This is a genomic window from Nitratireductor aquibiodomus NL21 = JCM 21793 (genome assembly GCF_000615975.1).
Lineage (GTDB): Bacteria > Pseudomonadota > Alphaproteobacteria > Rhizobiales > Rhizobiaceae > Nitratireductor > Nitratireductor aquibiodomus.
Map to the genome: position 1 here is coordinate 1 of NZ_BAMP01000078.1, position 19,544 is coordinate 19,544.

Consider the following 19,544-nt stretch of genomic DNA (forward strand, 5'->3'; position numbering starts at 1 on the left):
GTGAAGCGCTGGCAGGTGGGCGATCGCGTTACCGCGCTCACGCCGGGTGGCGGCTATGCCGAGTACTGCCTCACGCATGAGACCAATGCCCTGCCGATCCCGCACGATCTCACCTTCACCGAAGCCACGGCGGTGCCTGAAACCTTCTTTACCGTGTGGCACAACGTGTTTCAGCGTGGCGGCCTGAAGGCGGGCGAAACGCTGCTCGTTCATGGTGGCTCTTCGGGTATCGGCACAACGGCCATCCAGGTGGCCACGGCACTGGGCTCCAAGGTGATCGCCACGGCAGGCTCGGCCGAGAAATGTGCTGCCTGCGCCTCGCTGGGTGCGGTGCGTTCGATCAATTATCGGGACGAGGATTTCGTCGAAGCCATCAAGGAAGAGACGGATGGTCATGGTGCCGATGTCATTCTCGACATGATCGGCGGCGACTATATCGAACGCAATTATGCCGCTGCCGCCATGGACGGGCGCATCGTGCAGATCGCCTTCCTGAAAGGCTCGCGCGCTACGGTTGATTTCTCGCAGGTCATGCGCAAGCGGCTTGTCCATACGGGCTCCACGCTCAGGCCCCGTTCCGTGGCGTTCAAGGCGCGTATTGCCACCGAGCTGGAAGCGCATGTCTGGCCGCTTCTCGCCGCGCGCCGCATTGCGCCCGTCATGGACATGACCTTTCCTCTTGAAGAGGCCTGGCGTGCGCATGAACGCATGGAAGAGGGTGCTCATATCGGCAAGATCGTGCTCGAAGTCGCCTGACCGTCAGGAGGCGTTCACCCAAAAAGAAAACCCCGGCGCTGGCGCCGGGGTTTTCTCGCCTTGGGAGGCTGTGTCACCGCGTTTCCGCGTTGCCTGCAATTGCTCTAGTTTGTGGCATCGAGTTTGCCGAGATTGACGAAAATCGTCTCGCCGGATGAATCGTCCACACCGTCATTGTCGGTCACGAAGTAGGCCGTGCCTTCCGCGTCGATGGCGAAACCCTCGATCTTGTCGACCACATAGCCGTTGGACGCGGCTTTCATGTCGGGCAACAGGTCGCGCTCCAGTGTCTTTTCGACCAGCAGCAGATCCGCATCCAGCGCCGCCGGCTGAAAGCCGTCGAGCGATACGCTGTAGAGCTTCTTGATCTTCGCAGACGTGCCGATCTGGTTGTCACGCTCGACGATATAGAGCTTTCCATCGTTAGCGGTGATCTCGGAGAGGCCGACCCAGCCCTTCTCGCCCGCATCGAGCGGGTAGCGCACGGCGGCCCACTCGCCGCTGGCGGGTCTGTAGCTAACAAGCTTCACCTGACCCTTGGGATCGTCGCCCCATTCGCGCTGAATGGCCATAACCAGCATCTGGTCATCGCCTTCACCGACCACGGTCACGCCTTCCATGCCGAAACGCTTTTCGACTGCCAGAAGCTCCGCGGGAAGCGCGATCTCTTCCCTGATCTCGCCGGCGGCGTCGACGCGGAAGAGCGCATGCGGCGTCAGACGGTCGGTGCGGCCTTCCGAAGCGAGCCAGAAGCCGCCTTTGCCGTCATTGGCAATGCCCTCGAGGTCGAGCTTCTGGGCTGCCATGCCGCCACGCGTGACGATGGTCCTGGCGGTGATGCGGGCCGGCGTCTCGGTCGCATCGATGGTGAAGATGGCCGGCTGGTTGCGGTAGAAGGAGTCGGACACGGCGTAGAGTGTGCCGGGCTTTTCGGCGTCTGCCACGAGGCCGGAGAGGGCACCCCAGCCAAACGGAACGCCATTGCCGTCACGCACCGATTCGATGGTCGGATAGACGGGCTTTCCTTCGGTCAGTTCGTAGACCATCACGTGAGAGCGGGCCGCGCCGTCTTCCACCAGATCGGCCTCGTTTGCCGTAACGAGCAGGTTACGTTCGGGTATGGCCACGAGGCCTTCAGGGCCGATACCGGAGGGCAGGACCTGGACGAATTCCGGCTCACCGCCCGTGTCGCGGTAGACGACGACGAGCGAGGCGCGCTCCAGTGCCACGAAGATGTACTGCTGATCGCCGAAGGCTGCGACTTCCAGTCCTTCCGGCTCTGTGCCCTTGGCGTCCGAGCGCTTGTCGGGATAGTGGCCGGCAGCCGCAGCGCGGAACTCAAGATCATTGCCGCTGTCGAACAGAACGTCGCCCGACTTGCTGAAGATGGTGAAACTGCGCGATCCACCCTCATAGTCGCCTTCATTGGCGGTGATGAATCGATCGCTGTCCAGCCATTTCACGGCGTCCGGTTCGCGCTTCAGGTTCTGCACATTCTGATCGAAAGCGATGGCGCCGTTGTCCAGCGTGTCGATGTTTTCCAGGCTGATCTGACCGGCGGAGAAATGGCCTGTCACCTCGCCGGTCTCGGCTGCAACCACGGCGATGTGATTGTTTTCCTGCATGGTGACGACGATCTCGCCGGCGTCGTTGAAATCAACGAATTCCGGCTCGGGGTCTTCCGGTGCGATTTCTGCAAGGCCGCTCAGGGAGACGGTCTTCATGCTGCCGCAGTCGGGCACCCCGTCGTTGAGATTGAAGACCTTCAGGTCACCGGCGGGCATCTGCGGAATCACGCCGTCGTTTAGGTCCTCGTCGCGCTCGTTCTCGATGGCGACGGCGAGAAAACGCCCGTCACTGCTGACGGCCACTGAATCCGGCTGGCCACCCAGATCGCAGGACTTCTCGGCGGTCTTCGCCGCCATGTCGATCACCACGAGATTGCCGGAAGGGCTGGTGTAGCTCTCGGACGTGTTGACCGCCGCGATGGCCTTCTGGCCCGCCACGCCCACCGAAGTTGGCTCGCCGTCCAGCCTGAGCATGCCGCTGGCTTTCGGAGCGTTGGCATCGCCGATGTCGACGAAGCCCACACCGCCCAGCGGGCTGTCGGAGTAAATCAGCGTCTTGCCATCAGCGCTGCGTGCGATGATCTCCGAGGAGGTTTCTGTTGTCACATCGGCATCAGCCGGCAGGTTCTCCGCCACCGGGAAGGTGGCGATGCGGTTGAATGCCATGTCCGCATGCGCGGGCAGAATGACGGCCGTGCTTGCCAGCAGGCCCAGAATGATTGCGTGGCGTCCCATGTCTGAAAACTCCCTCAAGACCCATAGGAGCGGCACAATCGGAAGCCTTGATTTCAGGCCGATGACACATCGATGACGGTTCGGTGACACTCCCCATCTGCCGTGTCGCGCAATTTGTTGCGTCAGGGGGGCGTTTCAGTTTATAACGCGGGCGATATTTCCCAACATCGGTGGTTATGACCACCGCCCGCGCCAGGGACGCGGGCGAAGGAAGAGGATTCTTGACACATGGCCAACACGCTTCTCATGCCCAAGGCCACCGCCGTCTGGCTGGTCGACAACACGGCACTGACCTTCGATCAGATCGCCGAATTCTGCAAACTCCACCCGCTCGAAGTGGGGGCGATTGCCGATGGTGATGCCGCACAGGGCATCAAGGGCATGGACCCGGTTATGACCGGACAGCTCACCCGCGAGGAGATCGCCCTTGGCGAAGGCAATCCGAACCACAAGCTGCGGCTTTCGGAGCCGAAGGTTCGCGTGCCCGAGACCAAGCGCAAGGGCCCGCGCTACACGCCGCTTTCCAAGCGCCAGGATCGCCCCAACGCCATTCTCTGGCTGGTGCGCAATCATCCCGAGCTCAAGGATGCGCAGATCTCGCGTCTTGTCGGCACCACGAAATCGACCATTGAGGCGATCCGAGAGCGCACGCACTGGAATTCGGCAAACCTCGTGCCGATGGACCCGGTGACTCTGGGCCTTTGCTCTCAGATCGATCTCGATCTGGAGGTGCAGCGCGCGGCAAAGTACCTGCCGCCGCAGGAAAGCACCGGCGAGACCCTGCTCCCGGCTTCCGAGACCGAGGATCTGCCGATCGGTGAGCAGGCTCCGTCCGAGACGCCCTCCGACGAGCAGGAACTCGACGCGGATGCGGTCTTTGCCAAGCTCTCGTCGCTGAAATCCAGCGATGCGGACGAAGAGGAAGAGGACGAGCGGTCCTGATCTGAATATTGAGCATCGGACCGAAAAGTGGGATCCGGTTTTCGGGTTATTCCGATGCTCCATCAATAGATTAGATCGTCCTTTGTGCGTCCGGATGGAGGCACGGCGATCTAGTGCATCGGACCGAAAAGTGGGATCCGGTTTTCGGGTTATTCCGATGCTCTATCAATGATTTAGATCGCTCCCCGGCTGCGGGGGAGCATCGCCTCAGCTCGCGCAGGCTCTGCCCATCATGCTTCGTGCATTTCCATGCGCCGGTAGAAGTCAGCAAGCTGCTTGCCGCGCTCGGGGCGGAAAGTCCGACCTGCCGGTTTCATCGTTGCGATGCGGTCGATGCGGAATGTGCGGAAATCCCCGCGCAACTCGCACCACGCCACCAGCGTCCAGACCTTGCCCCAGAACCAGAGACCAAGCGGGCGCACGTCGCGCTCGGAGGTGCGTCCGGCTTCATCGCGGTAATCGATGGAGAGCACGTCCCGCGTCTCCACCGCACGCTCCAGCGTGTCGATGGCCTGGCGGTCCATGTCGCTCACCACCCAGCGCGGGGTGTGAATTTCGGTGCGGGCAATGCGGTCGCGCTCCGGCTCGGGCAGCACGGTTCCTATCTTGATCAGGCTTCCTCGGCCGCCCGCGCCATGCTGCGCCGCCAAAGGCGCGAACCATGCGTGCACCGGCCACCAGCGCCACGATCTCATCGCGTGTGAACATGAGCGGGGGAAGCTCGAACCCCTCCCGCATCAGATAGCCGACGCCGGCCTCACCGTCGATCGGCACGCCGGTCGACTGCAGGTCGGCAATATCACGATAGATCGTGCGCTCGGAAACCTCGAGACGCTCGCTCAAAAGACGCGCCGTAACCAGGCGCCCGCCCCGCAAATGCTGGACGATCTGAAAAAGTCGGTCAGCACGGCGCATGCGTATTTCTCCTCACGCAAAAATTCCGAAGCTGTTCCCGTCGGGGTCGAGACAATACACGAAACGGCCGGCAGGAATAGTAATAATGGGTGATACCAGTTTGCCGCCATTCTTTGTGACACGCTCCATGGCGTCTTCAAGCGGGGCCGGCACCGCAAGATGGATCGTCGGGCCGCTTCCCTCCGGAGCCGGCTTGCCGGGGTAGATATGTCCGGCGACAGAATCCTGCGGATCGCGTGTGTCGAAGATGGCGAACGGGTTGGGCCCGTCCTCGCGCAGCACGAGTTCGTTCTGCACCACCGCGGCGTAGAAGTCCCGCGCGCGATCGAGATCGGTCACCGGTATCTCCGCCCAGACCACTGCGTTTAGCGGCAACGTGTCGGACATGCCTCACAACCCTCCATTGTCGATATTATCGATGGAGCAAGAATGACACAGCCCTCCTGACAACATTCCGTCAGGAGGGCTGAAAAGGTGTTGCCTGAGATTGAGAACGTGCTCAGCCGGGCTGGAACTCGCGCGCCATCATTGCTCGGAATTCCGTCAGCATCTCAATTTTGTCGGGGAAGACAGCTTCGAGGAAAGCTGAAGCAAAGGTGGCAGGTGCGGTGCCGGGTGCGCTCACCACGCGATCATCACAGACGGCGAAAGGCACATCGCGATAATTCTCCCTGCCTTTGTAGTCAGGCAGGTTCTCGTCGATCCAGTCCGCGCCGTTGCTCGTGTGGGAGCGGGTTTCGAAAAGCCCGGCCCGTGCGAGTGCAAGCGTGCCCGCGCAGATGCCGCCCACCACGCCGCCACGAGCTCCCACCGTCTGCAGAAGCGGGGCGACGTCCGGTGCATCGGCCACGGTCCATCGGTCGGACCCGATCACTGCAACAGCGCCGAGATCCGCGTTTTCCTCCGCAGAGGCCCCCCGATCGCCGGCTCGCCGAAACCCTGCGATAGACGTCACCGTTCCGGCGCCGGGCGTCAATGCAACGACATCTGCGCCAAGCCATTCCACGGCAGAAGCGGCGAGAAGGCCGTACTCCCAGTCGGCATAGTTCTCGATGAAGACGAAGCCGATTTTCTTGCGATCACTCATTTCATATCCTTGAAGTGCGGCAGGCTCAGCGTCGTGCGCGGCTGGCGGGGTCCCAGCCGATATCGCGTTGCACGGCGGTCGGCAGGTCGTTCAGCATTCGTCTGGTCATTCTGCGCCGCCGGCGCTCACGGGTCTGGTCGGCCCAGCGGCGGACAGCGCTGAGGAAGCTTCCGGGGAAGTCTGACATGGCAATAATCTCCTGATTCTGGCAGGAGTATTATGCTCCGCGGTGGTGACAGCGTTTTGTCAGGAGGTTTCCGGCTTGACCTCAACCGTGTAGTTCAGCGGCAGCCGACCGCCATCGGCATAGATGGTCTGTCCCGTCACATAGCTTGAATCGTCGTCTGCCAGGAAGGTTGCCACCGATGCGATTTCGCCAGGCTCCCCGATGCGGCCGAGTGGCGTGCGCGAAAGCATCCGGTTGCGCGCTGCCTGGTCGCTGTTCACGCTGGCAAGCATATCTGTTGCGATCGAGCCTGGACCAATGGCGTTGACGCGGATGCCGTAGGGTGCCAGTGCCAGCGCCATGACGCGTGTGAGCTGGCTGACACCCCCCTTGGACACCGTGTAGGCGATCTGCTCGGGGATGGCGAGAATGGCGTTGATCGACGACATGTTGATGATCGTGCCGGCCGCGCCGCCGCCTTCGACCTTCTCGACCATATAGCGCGCGACCGCCTGACCTGTCAGGAAGGTGCCCTTCAGATTGGTGTCGAGCACACGGTTGAAGTCTTCCTCCTTGAGATCGAGGAAGTCGGCGGCATGCACGATCCCTGCATTGTTGACGAGAATGTCGACATCACCGAAGGCATCGATCGTCTCGGCCAGCAGGTTGTGAACGTCGAGCCGCTTGCTCACATCGGCCTTGACGAAGCGCGCGTCACCCAGTTTTTCGAGGTCGGCCAGCGCCTGTGCGCCTTTCTCACCCTCCAGGTCGGCGATCACGACCTTGACGCCGTGGCGCAGAAACCGCTCGGCGATTGCATAGCCTATGCCGCCCGCGCCGCCTGTTACGATTGCTGTCTTGCCGTCCAGTGCCATGTTGAATCCTCATGCCGAAAACGGCTGGACCCTGCGCCGCAGGCGCGGGAAGGTCAAGAGCTGTGCGGCCCGCTCGCATGTGATCAGGATTCCGACCTGCCGAGCGCCTCGCCGATTTCGTCCAGAACGGCCGGGTCGTCGATGGTGGCCGGCATGGTCCATTCCTGATGGTCGGCGATCTTCTGCATGGTAGCGCGCAGGATTTTGCCCGAGCGTGTCTTGGGCAGGCGTTTCACCGGCACGACCTTCTTGAATGCGGCGACAGGCCCGATGCGCTCACGCACCATGGCGATCAGTTCACGTTCCACCGTGCCCATGTCGGCTGTGTTCTTTCCATGCAGCACCACGAAACCGCAGGGCACCTGTCCCTTCAGCGGATCGGCAATGCCGATCACCGCGCACTCGGCGACAGCCGGGTGTTCGGCCACCACCTCTTCCATGCCGCCGGTGGAAAGCCGGTGACCCGCCACGTTGATGATGTCGTCCGTGCGCGCCATGATGAAGAGATAGCCGTCTTCGTCCAGCAGGCCGGCATCCGCCGTCTTGTAGTAGCCCGGAAACTCGCTGAGATAGGCATCGCGGAAGCGTTTGTCGTCGTTCCACAGTGTCGGCAGCGCGCCGGGCGGCAGCGGCAGCTTCACCACCACGTTGCCGAGCGTGCCTGCCGGCACCCCGTGTCCCGCATCGTCCAGAACCTGCACGTCATACCCGGGCATCGGCACGCCGGGGGAGCCATATTTAACCGGGAGCATCCCAAGTCCGACGGGGTCCTGGCTGATCGGTGCTCCGGTTTCCGTCTGCCACCAATGGTCGATCACCGGAACGCCCAGCGTCTTCTCCGCCCATTTGACGGTGTCGGGATCGGCGCGCTCGCCAGCCAGAAAGAGTGCGCGGAAGCCGGAGAGTTCGTGCGGGGCCAGCATCTCCGCGTCCGGGTCTGCCGTGCGGATCGCGCGAAACGCGGTCGGCGCGGTGAAGAGCGCGGCCACATTGTGCTCGGCGATTACCCGCCAGAACACGCCGGCATCGGGCGTGCCGACGGGCTTGCCCTCAAAGAGGATTGTGGTGCAGCCATGAAGCAGCGGCGCATAGACGATGTAGGAGTGGCCCACAACCCAGCCTACATCCGATGCCGCCCAGAAGGTTTCACCCGGCCTGATGCCGAATTCGTTGAACATCGACCATTTGAGCCGCACCATATGGCCGCCATTGTCGCGCACCACGCCCTTGGGCCGGCCTGTCGTGCCAGACGTGTAGAGGATGTAGAGCGGGTCGGTCGCAAGCACCGGCGCGCAGGGCACCACGCGGCCCCCGGCCCGTGCGGCATTCACCAGTTCGGCGTAGTCGTGGTCGCGGCCTTCCGTCAGGTCGCAGCGCTGTTCCTCTCTCTGCAGGATCAGACACGCCTCCGGCCTGGCGGCGGAGAGGCTGATCGCTTCATCGAGCAACGGCTTGTAGGCCACCACACGGCCGGGCTCCAGCCCGCAGGAGGCCGAGATGATCGCCTTTGGTGCTGCGTCGTCGATGCGTGCGGCCAGTTCGCGGGCGGCGAATCCGCCGAACACCACCGAATGCACCGCGCCGATGCGCGCGCAGGCCAGCATGGCGAACACCGCCTCCGGCACCATGGGCATGTAGATGACCACGCGATCGCCCTTGCCGACGCCGAAATCTTTCAGCACCGCAGCCAGCGCCGAGACCTCGTCTTTCAGCTCGCCATAGGTGAAGCTTTTCTGGCGGCCGCTGATGGGGCTGTCATAGACGAGGGCGGGCTGATCCTTTCGCCCGCCCTCGACATGCCGGTCCACCGCATTGAAGCATGTGTTGCAGGTCGCGCCGGGAAACCAGCGTCCGTAAACGCCGGCCCTGGCGTCGAAAACCTTCTCCCAGGGACTGAACCAGTCGATTTCGGCGGCAGCCTCCGCCCAGAATTCCTCCGGATTCTGTTTCCAGTTTCCGTAGACCTCGTGATAGCGCGACGCCATCCCGCCTCCTCCCTGCGGTTTGAGCCTTTTTGCGAGGAGGTTAGCGGATCGGGTGGCCGCGCGTAAATCAGACTTGCGGCGAAGGGTGCGGTTTTGACAGGCGACAGGCAGGGAGGCACAACAGGGCATGTCTTCGCGAATCGGACCTTCATGACCAAGATCCTGCTGCTTTTCATCCTGCGATGATGATTGTGCACATCATCAAGCCGCTTGGCCTTCCGGGTCTCAGGCGCCGTGCCGACTTCTGGAAGCTGGCCCTTATCGCGCTTGCCGCGGTATCGCTCACCATTCTTTTACGCGGCGGCGAATAGGGCGTGAAACACGGTCCGCAAACGGCGCTTACTGGCCATTTCGGGGCTTGTTGAAGCGCAAGGACCGACTGGCCTCTGTGTTCGATCCCATCACTCTTCAGTGATCGCATCTGGCGCTTTCGACCATTCATCATCATGTGTGAATCAGGCGGGAGCGGCAGGTGCCGCACCCGCCCGCAAACAGACCGGAAATCAAGAAAGGAGCGACGCGATGATGACGTCGGAACCGGCCTGTCCCGTCCCGGCTCTGCGGAGCTGAGATCGCATTTCCCTTGCCGGGACGGAACGGCGAAGGAGATATGCGATGTTTACCAAGAAAATCATCAGGCAAGCTGCCGCCGTGCTCGGCGCAGCCGTGATGTTTACCGCCCTTGCAGGTGGCGCCCAGGCGCAGGTCAGGGCGTGCGGTCCACGGTCTGAAATTGTCTCTTGGCTGCAGAGCAGGTTTCAGGAGCGGCAGACCGGCTTTGGCCTGGTTGGTGACCGGGCCGTGATGGAACTCTACACGTCGCCTGCCGGGACCTGGACGCTGATCGTGACGGATCCGCTGAAGCGAACCTGCTTCGTAGCATCCGGACACTCCTGGGTCGACATGCCTCCTCCCGCTACCCAGGCGTGGACGGTGCCCTGAGGCTGACGCGCCTCCCGCAGAACGGAAACGGCCCGCCGACAATCGTCGACGGGCCGCGATATGCGTTCTCGATGTGCCTGCCCGATCAGGCGGCTTCGAGGTCCTGTTTCCACTGGCCGGTGGCGGCGAGACTGTTCATCTTCGCGCGGTGTGCGAAGGCCTGCTGCGCGGCGGCAACATTTTCCTTCTTGCCACCCCATGCCTTCAGGCCGGCAGCCTGCAGCGCGCGACCATAGGAGAAGGTCAGCGCCCACGGCATGTCGAAGCCGGCATTCATGAGCGAGAGATGCGCGGTCGCTTCCTCGTCCGACTGGCCGCCGGACAGGAACGCAATGCCGGGCACCGCGGCCGGAACGGTCGACTTCAGGCAGCGCACGGTCTTTTCGGCCACTTCCTCGCGGCTCGCCTTGCGGGCGTTCTTGCCGTCGATCACCATGTTCGGCTTCAGGACCATGCCCTCAAGCGAGACGCGCGCGTCGTAGAGCTCGGCAAAGACGGTCTTCAGAACCCACTCGGTCACTTCGTAACAGCGGTCGATGGAGTGGTCGCCCGGCTTGCCGTCCATCAGCACTTCCGGCTCGACGATCGGCACAATGCCCGCTTCCTGACAAAGTGCCGCATAGCGTGCGAGCGCCTGTGCGTTCTGCTTCACCGCGCCCCAGCTCGGCAGGTCATTCGAGATGGAGATCACGCCGCGCCACTTGGCGAAACGCGCGCCAAGGCCGTAATACTCGTTGAGGCGGTCGCGCAGGCCGTCGAGGCCTTCGGTGATGGTTTCGCCGTCGAAGCCGGCCAGTGGCTTGGCGCCGCCATCAACCTTGATGCCGGGAACTGCGCCGGAGGCCTTGATGACGTCGACGAGCGGTGTGCCGTCGGCAGCCTTCTGGCGGATCGTCTCATCGTAGAGGATGACGCCGGAAATGCAGTCCTTCATCGCCGCCTCGGCGCGGAACATCATCTCACGATAGTCGCGGCGGTTCTCTTCCGTCGATGCCAGCCCGATCGTGTCGAAGCGCTTCTTGATGGTGCCGGAACTCTCATCCGCCGCCAGAATCCCCTGTCCGGGGGGCACCATGGCGGCTGCAATATCCTCAAGGCGTTCGCTCATTTCAGGTCTCCTGTCTGTTCATGTCCGGGCGATAGCAGATGACGATGACAAACGGAATGCGCCCTTAAGATCCCTAATCGATTGAAATGACAGGCTATTCACATTTTGCTTAACGGGTCTTCGAAAGTGCCTCCACGCCGGGCAGTTTCTTGCCTTCCATCCACTCCAGAAACGCGCCGCCTGCTGTCGACACATATGAGAATTCCTCTGCCACACCGGCGTGGTTCAACGCCGCCACCGTGTCTCCGCCGCCGGCCACCGAGACGAGCAGTCCCTCGGCGGTGCGATGTGCTGCGTGCTTTGCCGCCGCCACCGTCGCTGCGTCGAACGGCTCGATCTCGAAGGCGCCCAGCGGACCATTCCACACCACCGTGTCGGCGCGGTCGAGCCATTCGTTGACCTTCTCGACGCTCTTGGCGCCCACATCGAGGATCATGGCATCCGCCGGCACGCTCTCGATCTCAACCGTTTCGCTCTCTGCACCAGCCTTGAACTCGCGCGCCACCACGGCATCCACCGGCAGGATCAGAGCGCAGCCGCTTTCCGCTGCCTCAATCATGATCTGCTTTGCCGTCTTTGCAAGATCGTGTTCGCACAGCGATTTGCCGACTTCAGTGCCGCGCGCGGCCAGGAATGTGTTGGCCATGCCGCCGCCGATCACCAGCGCGTCGACCTTCTTCACCAGATTCATCAGCAGATCGATCTTGGTGGAAACCTTCGCACCGCCGACAATGGCGAGCACGGGTTTGGCCGGTTTGCCAAGGCCTTTCTCCAGCGCTTCCAGCTCCGCCTGCATGGTGCGGCCCGCATAGGCCGGCAGCAGATGGGCGAGCCCCTCTGTCGAGGCGTGGGCGCGATGGGCGGCTGAGAAAGCATCATTCACATAGATGTCGCCATTCTCGGCCAGCGCCTTTGCGAATTCGGGATCGTTCTTCTCCTCGCCCTCGTGGAAACGGGTGTTTTCCAGAAGCAGGATGTCGCCATTCGTCATTTCGGCAATCGCCTCAGCCGCCGGCGCGCCGATACAATCCTTTGCAAAGTGCACACGATGGTCGAGCACGCTTTCCACCGCATAGGCGATGGGCTCCAGCGATGCTGCCGGATCAGGCTTGCCCTTCGGTCGGCCGAAATGCGCCATCAGGATCACCTTCGCGCCCTTGCCTGAAAGCTCCCGGATGGTCGGCGCGACGCGCTCGATCCGTGTGGTGTCGCTCACCTTGCCGTCTTTCACCGGCACGTTCAGGTCGACGCGCACCAGCACACGCTTGCCTGCAATGTCGTCGAGATCGTCAAGGGTCCTGAAATCCGGCATGATGCGTCGATGTCTCCTGTGAGGGGTTTGCGGATGGTCGGAGGAAGTCGGCCGCCCGGAACCGCTGGTGGAAGAATGATATGAATTCGTCGGCGACCATACAGCGCCGTGCAGCGGGTGCAAGATGGTGGGTGCGATTATGCGCCGGCGTCGGGGGGCGGCCTCCTGCGGAAAACGCGGCGCAGGATTTCGCGTGGATTGAGCAACAGCGGAAGGCGCGCTTCGGGCGGGTGCGGTTCAACCGAAAGGCCTATGGCACTGATGCGGCCGTCTTCATCGACATCGCGCACGATCAGTTCGATTTCACCCAGGGTCGTCCGGTCGCCATATTCGGCGCGTCCGCCGAGTCGTTCGCGTATGAGGTCGGCAATGGTCTTCTTCTGGTCGTCTTCGCTCAGTCCCGGCGCATAGGCTGCTTCGATGTCGGACGCCGGACGCTCCGGGTCGACAGCGAAGGCGCCGAAGAAATCGGCGTCCTCCGGGTCCACCTCCGCCGGGCTTGCGAACAGGCGGTCGAGCAGGCGCGGATAGCGGTCAGGCACAAAAATATAGACATGGTCGCCGGCGGCAAGCCGCCCGGCATACTGATAGGTCATGGAGCGTCCGTCGCGCACCACCAGAGATGGCTTCGCCCAGCGTGGAATGCGCTGGCCGCGCTCCACCGGGCTCCCTGCCACCACGCGATAAGCGAGGAGTTCATGACGGGCGGAACCGGGCAGTTCCAGCTCAACCTTGTTTAGCGGCCCCATGCGCGGGGGCAGTGTCAGCCCCAGCCGGCGTGCCAAGGGCCCTACCGTCCAGCCCTGCACGATCAGCGAGACAAGCACGATGATGAAAACGATGTTGAACAGGGGGCGGCCATTGGGCAGTTCGTCGATCAGCGGCGTGATCGCAAGCAGGATCGATACTGCTCCGCGCAGGCCCACCCACGAGATGAAGGCGCTCTCGGCGGGCGAGAACCGGAAGGGCATCAGACAGAGCGTCACCGCCAGCGGACGGGCGACGAAGATCAGGAACAGGCCAATAAACAGTGCTGGCAGAATGATCTCGGCAAATTGCGACGGCGTTGCAAACAGGCCGAGCACGAGAAACATGATGATCTGCGCGAGCCAGGTCACGCCGTCCTGAAAGCGCTTCAGCATGGCGGTCGAGCGCAGCTTGGCATTACCGGCGATCAGGCCGGCCACATAAACGGCGAGAAAGCCCGAGCCGCCCATGGCGCCTGCCAGCGCAAACACAAGCAGAGACAGAGCAAGCACGAAAATAGGCAAAAGCCCCTGTTCCAGTCTGAGCCGGACCACCAGCCGCACGATGCTCCAGCCGCCGACAAGGCCTGCGACGAGGCCGATCCCCATCTGCTGCAGGAAGCCGAGCGCCACGTCGACCGCCAGTTCTCCTGCCTGGATCGCTTCGCCACCTGCGATCAGCCCGACAAGAGAGAGCGTTAGGAAGATGGCGATCGGGTCGTTCGATCCCGATTCGACTTCGAGCGTCGAGCGCACCCGCTCGCGCACGGAGATGTTGCCCACCCGTAGCAGGAAGAACACGGCCGCCGCGTCGGTCGATGCCACCGTTGCGCCAAGCAGAAAGGATTCAAGCCAACTGAAGCCCGTTACATAGTAGGCTGCAACGCCCACGAGCCCGGCGGTCAGCAACACGCCGATGGTCGCAAGGACGATGGCGGGCGCTGCAGCCTGCCTGAACGCTGTTATGGACGTGCCAAACCCTGAATCGAAAAGGATAATGGCCAATGCCAGCGAGCAGATGAAATAGGCAATCGCTGCATTGTCGAAATCAAGCCCGAGCCCGTCTGTCCCGGCTGCCAGGCCGATGCCGAGGAAGATGAGGAGGAGCGGTGCGCCGAAGCGAAAGGCAATCAGGCTCGAAAACGCGGCGAAGAGCACAAGAGCCGTGCCCACGAGCGTTATGAGATAAATGCCCTGATCCATCCGATACTTTCGATCCCGCCTGCCTCAAGTTGCTGTTCTTTTTCATAAAAGATGCGGCGGAAGTGAGATGCAAGGGCCGGGCCAAAAGAAAAACGCCCGGCGTGGTGGCCGGGCGTTCTGAATGGCTTGTAAACCGTGTCAGATGGTCTTGCCGAACGCGACGGCCGTGTCGGCCATGCGGTTCGAGAAGCCCCATTCATTGTCGTACCAGGACATGACGCGAACCAGGTCGCCTTCGATTACCTTGGTCTGGTCGAGCGCGAAGGTGGATGAGGCGGGGTTGTGGTTCAGGTCGATGGAGACAAGCGGCTCGTTGGTATAGGCGAGGATGCCCTTCAGGCCGCCATCGGCGGCGGCGACGAGCGCCTGGTTGACCTCCTCCACCGTGACCTTCTTCTTCGGCACGAACTTGAAATCGATGACCGAAACATTCGGGGTCGGAACGCGGATGGAAACGCCGTCCAGCTTGCCGTTGAGCTCCGGCAGGACGAGGCCGACAGCCTTGGCGGCGCCCGTCGAGGTCGGGATCATGGACACGGCTGCAGCGCGGGCGCGATAGAGATCCTTGTGCATCGTGTCGAGCGTCGGCTGGTCGCCCGTATAGGCGTGAACCGTGGTCATGAAGCCTTTTTCGATGCCGAAGGCGTCATTCAGGACCTTGGCCACCGGTGCTAGGCAGTTGGTGGTGCAGGAGGCATTGGAGACCACGCGGTGCTCGCTGGAGAGCTTGTCGTGATTGACACCATAGACAACCGTCAGGTCGGCGCCGGAAGCCGGAGCCGAAACCAGCACGCGCTTTGCGCCGGCATCGAGGTGCAGCGATGCCTTGTCCTTGGCGGTGAAGATGCCGGTGCATTCCATCACGATGTCGACACCCAGCTCGCCCCAGGGCAGCTTGGAGGGGTCGCGCTCTGCGAAGACCTTGAAGGAATCGGAGCCGATGTTGATCGTGTCGCCGTCGACCTTCACCTCGGAAGGGAAGCGGCCATGCACGCTGTCATAGCGCAGAAGGTGGGCATTGGTCTCGACGGGGCCGAGATCGTTGATCGCGACGATGTCGATGTCCTTGCGGCCCGACTCGTAGATCGCGCGTACGACATTGCGGCCGATGCGGCCAAATCCGTTGATGGCAACTTTGACGGTCATGAACTTCCTCCGGAGAGTGGGTGGCCGTGCGCAGGCACGGAAGGAGACGCCGCTTCATAGCGGCACAGGCGTCGAGAATCCAGATGGCGGGGCAGGCATTCGCCCGCCCCAAACCGTAACAGGGCCACTATCGGGCTCAACCGAGTTCTGCCAGCCGCTTTTGCGCGGCGCTGGCTGCTGCTTCGGCGGTGATGCCGAAATGCTTGTAGAGTTCCGGAGCCGGTGCGCTGGCACCGAAGCCGGTCATGCCGACGAAGATTCCGTCGGAACCGATGATCGCGTCCCAGCCCTGGCGAATGCCGGCTTCGATGGCCACCTTTACGGGGGCGTTGCCGGTCACAGCCTTGCGATAGTCGTCGCTCTGCTGCTCGAACAGTTCAAAACAGGGCACAGAAACGACACGGGCCGGATGGCCGGCGGCATCAAGCAGGGCCTTGGCAGCCATTGCGACCTCCACCTCCGAACCGGTGGCAAAGAGCGTCACTCTGGCGTCGTCGTCGGAACCGGCGAGCTCATAGGCACCGCGGGCGCAGAGATTGTCAGTTTCATGGCTGGTGCGTACCGGCGCGAGGTTCTGGCGCGAAAGGGCGAGCGTGGACGGTGCCTTGCGGCTTTCGATCGCCACCTGCCAGCATTCCGCCGTTTCGATCGCGTCCGCGGGGCGGAACACGAGATGGTTGGGGATTGCGCGCAGCGCGGCCAGATGTTCCACCGGCTGGTGGGTCGGGCCGTCCTCGCCAAGACCGATGGAGTCATGCGTCATCACGAAGATGGAGCGGATCTGCATCAGCGAGGCGAGGCGCATCGCCGGGCGGGCGTAATCCGAGAAGGTCAGGAAGGTGCCGCCATAGGGGATGATGCCACCATGCAGCGTCATGCCGTTCATGGCGGCGGCCATGCCGTGCTCGCGGATGCCGTAGTGGACATAGCGGCCGGAGAAGTCCTCGGCGCTGATCGGGCCGGTCTGGCTCGTCTTGGTGTTGTTGGAGCCGGTCAGGTCCGCGGAGCCGCCGATGGTTTCCGGCAGCGCTGCGTTGATTGCCTCGAGCGCCATTTCCGAAGCCTTGCGGCTCGCCACCTTTGGCGGTTCGGCTGCCAGCTTTTCCTTGTATTCGAGCATGGCCGCGGAGAAGGTCTCCGGCAGGTCGCCGCGCATGCGGCGCTCGAACTCGCCCCGCGTTTCCGCGTCGGCGGCCGCAAGGCGATCTTCCCAGGCCTTGCGCTCCTTGGCCGAGTGCAGGCCGGCCAGGCGCCAGTCGTCAAGAATGTCGGAAGGAACGACGAAGGGTTCCGCATCCCAGCCGAGCGCCTTGCGCGCGCCGGCGATTTCTTCCGCACCGAGCGGGGAACCGTGCACCTTTGCGGTGCCGGATTTGGTCGGTGCGCCGAAGCCGATGGTCGTGCGGCAGGCGATCAGGGTCGGGCGGTCCGAACCCTTCGCGGATTCGATGGCGCCGGCGATGGCGTCCGGATCATGCCCGTCGATGCGCATCGTGTTCCAGCCGGAGGCCTCGAAGCGCGCGCACTGGTCGGTGGAATCTGTCAGTGAGGTGGAGCCGTCGATGGAAATCTGGTTGTCGTCGAAAAGGACGATCAGCTTGTTGAGTTTCAGATGCCCGGCAAGCGTCAGCGCTTCCTGGCTGATGCCCTCCATCAGGCAGCCGTCGCCGGCCAGCACATAGGTGTAGTGGTCCACCAGGTCGTCGCCGTAGCGGGCGTTCAGGATGCGCTCGGCGATCGCCATGCCCACGGAATTGGCAAGACCCTGGCCAAGCGGGCCGGTGGTCGTCTCGATGCCGGCCGCATGACCGAATTCGGGGTGCCCGGCCGTGCGCGAACCGAGCTGGCGGAAGTTCTTGATCTCGTCGATCGTGATGTCTTCGTAGCCGAGCAGGTAGAGCAGCGAATAAAGCAGCATCGACCCATGGCCGGCTGAAAGAACGAACCGGTCGCGGTCGGCCCAGTCCGGGTTCTTCGGGTCGTGCTTCATGAAGCGGGTGAAAAGCACGGTGGCGATGTCTGCCGCACCCATGGGCAGGCCTGGATGGCCCGATTTGGCCTTCTCGACCGCATCCATGGAAAGGAAGCGGATCGCATTGGCCATCCGGTCGTGTTTGTCGCGTGAGATCATGATTGCTCGCTGGTCCGCTTTAGGCAGTTGTCGGGCAGACTGCATGGGCAGTCCCGGCCCTTTGGAAAAAGCAGGCGACACATAGCAGTTGCGGCCTTGAAGTCAACAAAGGTGCGGTTTGCGGGCGTTTGCCTGCCGTCGGGGAAGGAAGATTTTGTATCAACCCTGTTACAGCATTTTGGGGGATTAGCCGACGTGTTTTGTTGACGGAACCTTCACACGGCGCCTAATCTTTTCGGCGTAACTGGTTAGTAAGGCCAGCGATTCGCAACCGAGGCTTCGCGAAACCTGTCGTGCGTTTGCCTGTCGGCACATGCCTGGGTGCGTCACTGGGCGGATGAGAGTAAGCAAGATTGCCTGTGTCAAAACATTTTCGGAGTTCGCATGCCTGCGCCGCTGTGGTGGCTGGCGCGTTCCGGGGATGCTCGACTGGGGTTGGCGGCCATGAGTGGTGAAAGCACGCTCAAAGAGGTGATCGAGCGTCTGAACAAGGCGCTGTCCTCGCTTGAGGATGCCGTGGAGGCGCGGATTGAGCGGGATCGCGCGTTTGCTGATTCCGATGCAGAACTGCAGCGCATGAATGCGGACCGCGCGCGCCTCGCTCAGGAGATCGACAAGTCCGAAGCGCGGGCCCAGCGTCTTGAAGAGGTGAACCGCGAAGTCTCGCGGCGTTTGGTCACGGCCATGGAGACGATCCGTGCCGTGCTGGATCGGTAGGGCGGGCGATGGCACAGGTTACAGTCACGATCGACGGCAAGTCCTATCGCATGGCCTGCGACGAGGGACAGGAAGAGCATCTTGTCAGTCTGGCGCAGCGTTTCGACCGTTACATCACCCATTTGAAGGATTCATTCGGTGAGATCGGTGACCACCGGCTGGCGGTCATGGCCGGGATCATGGTGATGGACGAGCTTTCGGAACTGCAGAAGCGGATGCGCACCACGGAGGGGGAGGTCGCAACGCTTCGCAAGACGCGAGACGATGCCCTGAATCAGTCCGGCAAGAACGATGCCGCGGTGACCGGCACGCTGAACGATCTTGCCGCACGCATGGAAAGTCTGGCCGGAAAGCTTGCCGGAAAGCCGTAAAACGGCGCATAAGCCTGTTTTTCCGAACCGCGCAGTGGCAAATCAGGCAGATGAGCAGACAGAAAAACAGCGATACCCGCATCCAGCTTGCCGTTATCGGCGCGGCGCAGGGCCTGCGTGGCGAGGTTCGCGTCAAGGCTTTCACCGGCGATCCCCTGGCGATCGGCGACTACGGTCCGCTGACCACCGGGGATGGGCGCAAACTGACCGTTCTAAATGTACGACCCGCAAAGAACGTGGTTGTGGCGCGCTTTGCCGAGGTGGGTGACCGCAACGCCGCCGAGGCGCTGAACGGGACTGCACTGTTTGTTGAGCGTGATGCGCTGCCGGACGATCTCGGGGAAGAGGAATTCTACCATGCCGACCTGATCGGTCTTGCCGTTGTCGACGGCGAGGGGGAGCGGGTTGGCAGGGTGCGGGCGCTGCACAATTTCGGTGGCGGCGACATTCTCGAGATCGGGCTGGCGGAAGGTGGCTCGACGATGGTTCCCTTCACCCGCGCCGCCGCGCCGCATGTGCGCCTTTCAAAAGGCGAAGTGGAGATCGACCGCGTAGCGGCCGGCCTCGTGGAAGACGACGATCCGGACATGCCGCGCGAAGGAGAGGTCTCGTGACGTTTCACGCGACGGTCCTCACGCTCTACCCTGAAATGTTTCCCGGCTCGCTCGATCTGTCGCTGGCTGGCAGGGCTCGGGAGGCTGGAACATGGTCGCTGGAAACCGTCCAGATCCGCGATTTCGCCACGACGAAACATCGCAATGTGGATGATACGCCTGCCGGCGGCGGTGCGGGCATGGTCATGCGCGCCGACGTGCTGGCGCGCGCCATCGACCACGCCG

18 protein-coding genes and 2 pseudogenes are annotated in these 19,544 nt (G+C 62.6%); 8 read left to right on the top strand and 12 right to left on the bottom strand.

Features of this window, described 5'->3' with window-relative positions; genetic code table 11:
* The coding region (locus JCM21793_RS17705) for an NAD(P)H-quinone oxidoreductase (RefSeq protein WP_025031208.1) at positions 1–756 on the top strand (756 nt) is incomplete at its 5' end.
* A 104-nt stretch (positions 757–860) separates the two neighbouring features.
* Here JCM21793_RS17705 and JCM21793_RS17710 read toward each other — a convergent pair.
* Positions 861–3,059, bottom strand: a complete 2,199-nt coding sequence (locus JCM21793_RS17710) for an esterase-like activity of phytase family protein (protein ID WP_025031209.1) — start codon at positions 3,057–3,059, stop codon at positions 861–863.
* A 228-nt stretch (positions 3,060–3,287) separates the two neighbouring features.
* On the opposite strand from JCM21793_RS17710, the gene JCM21793_RS17715 reads away from it, so the two are divergent.
* Positions 3,288–4,001 carry a DUF1013 domain-containing protein gene (locus tag JCM21793_RS17715; protein WP_007008293.1) on the top strand — a complete coding sequence of 238 codons (714 nt, stop codon included), beginning with the start codon at positions 3,288–3,290 and terminating at the stop codon, positions 3,999–4,001.
* Between the two features lie 207 nt (positions 4,002–4,208).
* On the opposite strand, the pseudogene JCM21793_RS26805 reads toward JCM21793_RS17715, so the two are convergent.
* From JCM21793_RS26805 to JCM21793_RS17740, 6 genes and pseudogenes are all read right to left on the bottom strand, one after another.
* Positions 4,209–4,916 (bottom strand): annotated as a pseudogene (locus tag JCM21793_RS26805) (helix-turn-helix transcriptional regulator).
* 12 nt (positions 4,917–4,928) lie between these two features.
* The gene (locus tag JCM21793_RS17725) at positions 4,929–5,303 is read right to left on the bottom strand and encodes a VOC family protein (protein ID WP_025031210.1); all 375 of its coding nucleotides are present in this window, start codon (positions 5,301–5,303) and stop codon (positions 4,929–4,931) included.
* 112 nt (positions 5,304–5,415) lie between these two features.
* Positions 5,416–6,003 carry a DJ-1/PfpI family protein gene (locus tag JCM21793_RS17730; protein ID WP_007008296.1) on the bottom strand — a complete coding sequence of 196 codons (588 nt, stop codon included), beginning with the start codon at positions 6,001–6,003 and terminating at the stop codon, positions 5,416–5,418.
* Positions 6,004–6,028: 25 nt separating this feature from the next.
* The gene (locus JCM21793_RS29315) at positions 6,029–6,190 is read right to left on the bottom strand and encodes a hypothetical protein (RefSeq protein WP_155983475.1); all 162 of its coding nucleotides are present in this window, start codon (positions 6,188–6,190) and stop codon (positions 6,029–6,031) included.
* A gap of 59 nt (positions 6,191–6,249) precedes the next feature.
* Positions 6,250–7,044, bottom strand: coding sequence for an SDR family NAD(P)-dependent oxidoreductase (locus JCM21793_RS17735; protein ID WP_007008297.1), 795 nt, complete (start codon positions 7,042–7,044; stop codon positions 6,250–6,252).
* A gap of 83 nt (positions 7,045–7,127) precedes the next feature.
* Positions 7,128–9,029, bottom strand: coding sequence for a propionyl-CoA synthetase (locus JCM21793_RS17740; protein WP_025031211.1), 1,902 nt, complete (start codon positions 9,027–9,029; stop codon positions 7,128–7,130).
* A gap of 182 nt (positions 9,030–9,211) precedes the next feature.
* Between JCM21793_RS17740 and JCM21793_RS31035 the strand changes: the two genes are divergently transcribed.
* Both JCM21793_RS31035 and JCM21793_RS17750 read left to right on the top strand, forming a co-directional pair.
* A complete protein-coding gene (locus JCM21793_RS31035; protein WP_280113537.1) occupies positions 9,212–9,340 on the top strand; it encodes a hypothetical protein in 129 nt (42 codons plus the stop codon).
* Between the two features lie 304 nt (positions 9,341–9,644).
* On the top strand, positions 9,645–9,971 hold the full coding sequence (locus JCM21793_RS17750) for a hypothetical protein (protein ID WP_025031212.1): 327 nt from the start codon (positions 9,645–9,647) through the stop codon (positions 9,969–9,971).
* 85 nt (positions 9,972–10,056) lie between these two features.
* Here the strand turns inward: JCM21793_RS17750 and JCM21793_RS17755 are convergent, their stop codons facing one another.
* The 5 genes from JCM21793_RS17755 to tkt all read right to left on the bottom strand — a co-directional run bounded on the left by JCM21793_RS17755 (position 10,057) and on the right by tkt (position 17,617).
* Entirely contained in the window at positions 10,057–11,079 is a 1,023-nt protein-coding gene (locus JCM21793_RS17755; RefSeq protein ID WP_025031213.1) for a class I fructose-bisphosphate aldolase, read from the bottom strand.
* 109 nt (positions 11,080–11,188) lie between these two features.
* The gene (locus JCM21793_RS17760) at positions 11,189–12,391 is read right to left on the bottom strand and encodes a phosphoglycerate kinase (RefSeq protein ID WP_007008302.1); all 1,203 of its coding nucleotides are present in this window, start codon (positions 12,389–12,391) and stop codon (positions 11,189–11,191) included.
* 137 nt (positions 12,392–12,528) lie between these two features.
* A complete protein-coding gene (locus JCM21793_RS17765) occupies positions 12,529–14,340 on the bottom strand; it encodes a potassium/proton antiporter (RefSeq protein WP_025031214.1) in 1,812 nt (603 codons plus the stop codon).
* 138 nt (positions 14,341–14,478) lie between these two features.
* The gene (gap, locus tag JCM21793_RS17770; RefSeq protein WP_007008304.1) at positions 14,479–15,486 is read right to left on the bottom strand and encodes a type I glyceraldehyde-3-phosphate dehydrogenase; all 1,008 of its coding nucleotides are present in this window, start codon (positions 15,484–15,486) and stop codon (positions 14,479–14,481) included.
* 136 nt (positions 15,487–15,622) lie between these two features.
* The gene (gene tkt / locus JCM21793_RS17775; protein WP_007008305.1) at positions 15,623–17,617 is read right to left on the bottom strand and encodes a transketolase; all 1,995 of its coding nucleotides are present in this window, start codon (positions 17,615–17,617) and stop codon (positions 15,623–15,625) included.
* Between the two features lie 444 nt (positions 17,618–18,061).
* Between tkt and JCM21793_RS17780 the strand changes: the two genes are divergently transcribed.
* The 4 genes and pseudogenes from JCM21793_RS17780 to JCM21793_RS17795 form a co-directional block, all read left to right on the top strand.
* A complete protein-coding gene (locus JCM21793_RS17780) occupies positions 18,062–18,334 on the top strand; it encodes a DUF4164 domain-containing protein (RefSeq protein ID WP_007008306.1) in 273 nt (90 codons plus the stop codon).
* Between the two features lie 8 nt (positions 18,335–18,342).
* Positions 18,343–18,705 (top strand): cell division protein ZapA, encoded by a 363-nt coding sequence (locus JCM21793_RS17785; RefSeq protein WP_025031215.1) that lies wholly within the window; start codon positions 18,343–18,345, stop codon positions 18,703–18,705.
* Between the two features lie 50 nt (positions 18,706–18,755).
* A complete protein-coding gene (gene rimM / locus JCM21793_RS17790; protein WP_025031216.1) occupies positions 18,756–19,319 on the top strand; it encodes a ribosome maturation factor RimM in 564 nt (187 codons plus the stop codon).
* Positions 19,316–19,544: pseudogene (locus JCM21793_RS17795) on the top strand (tRNA (guanosine(37)-N1)-methyltransferase TrmD); the annotation flags it as partial. The gene rimM and the pseudogene JCM21793_RS17795, both read left to right, overlap by 4 nt.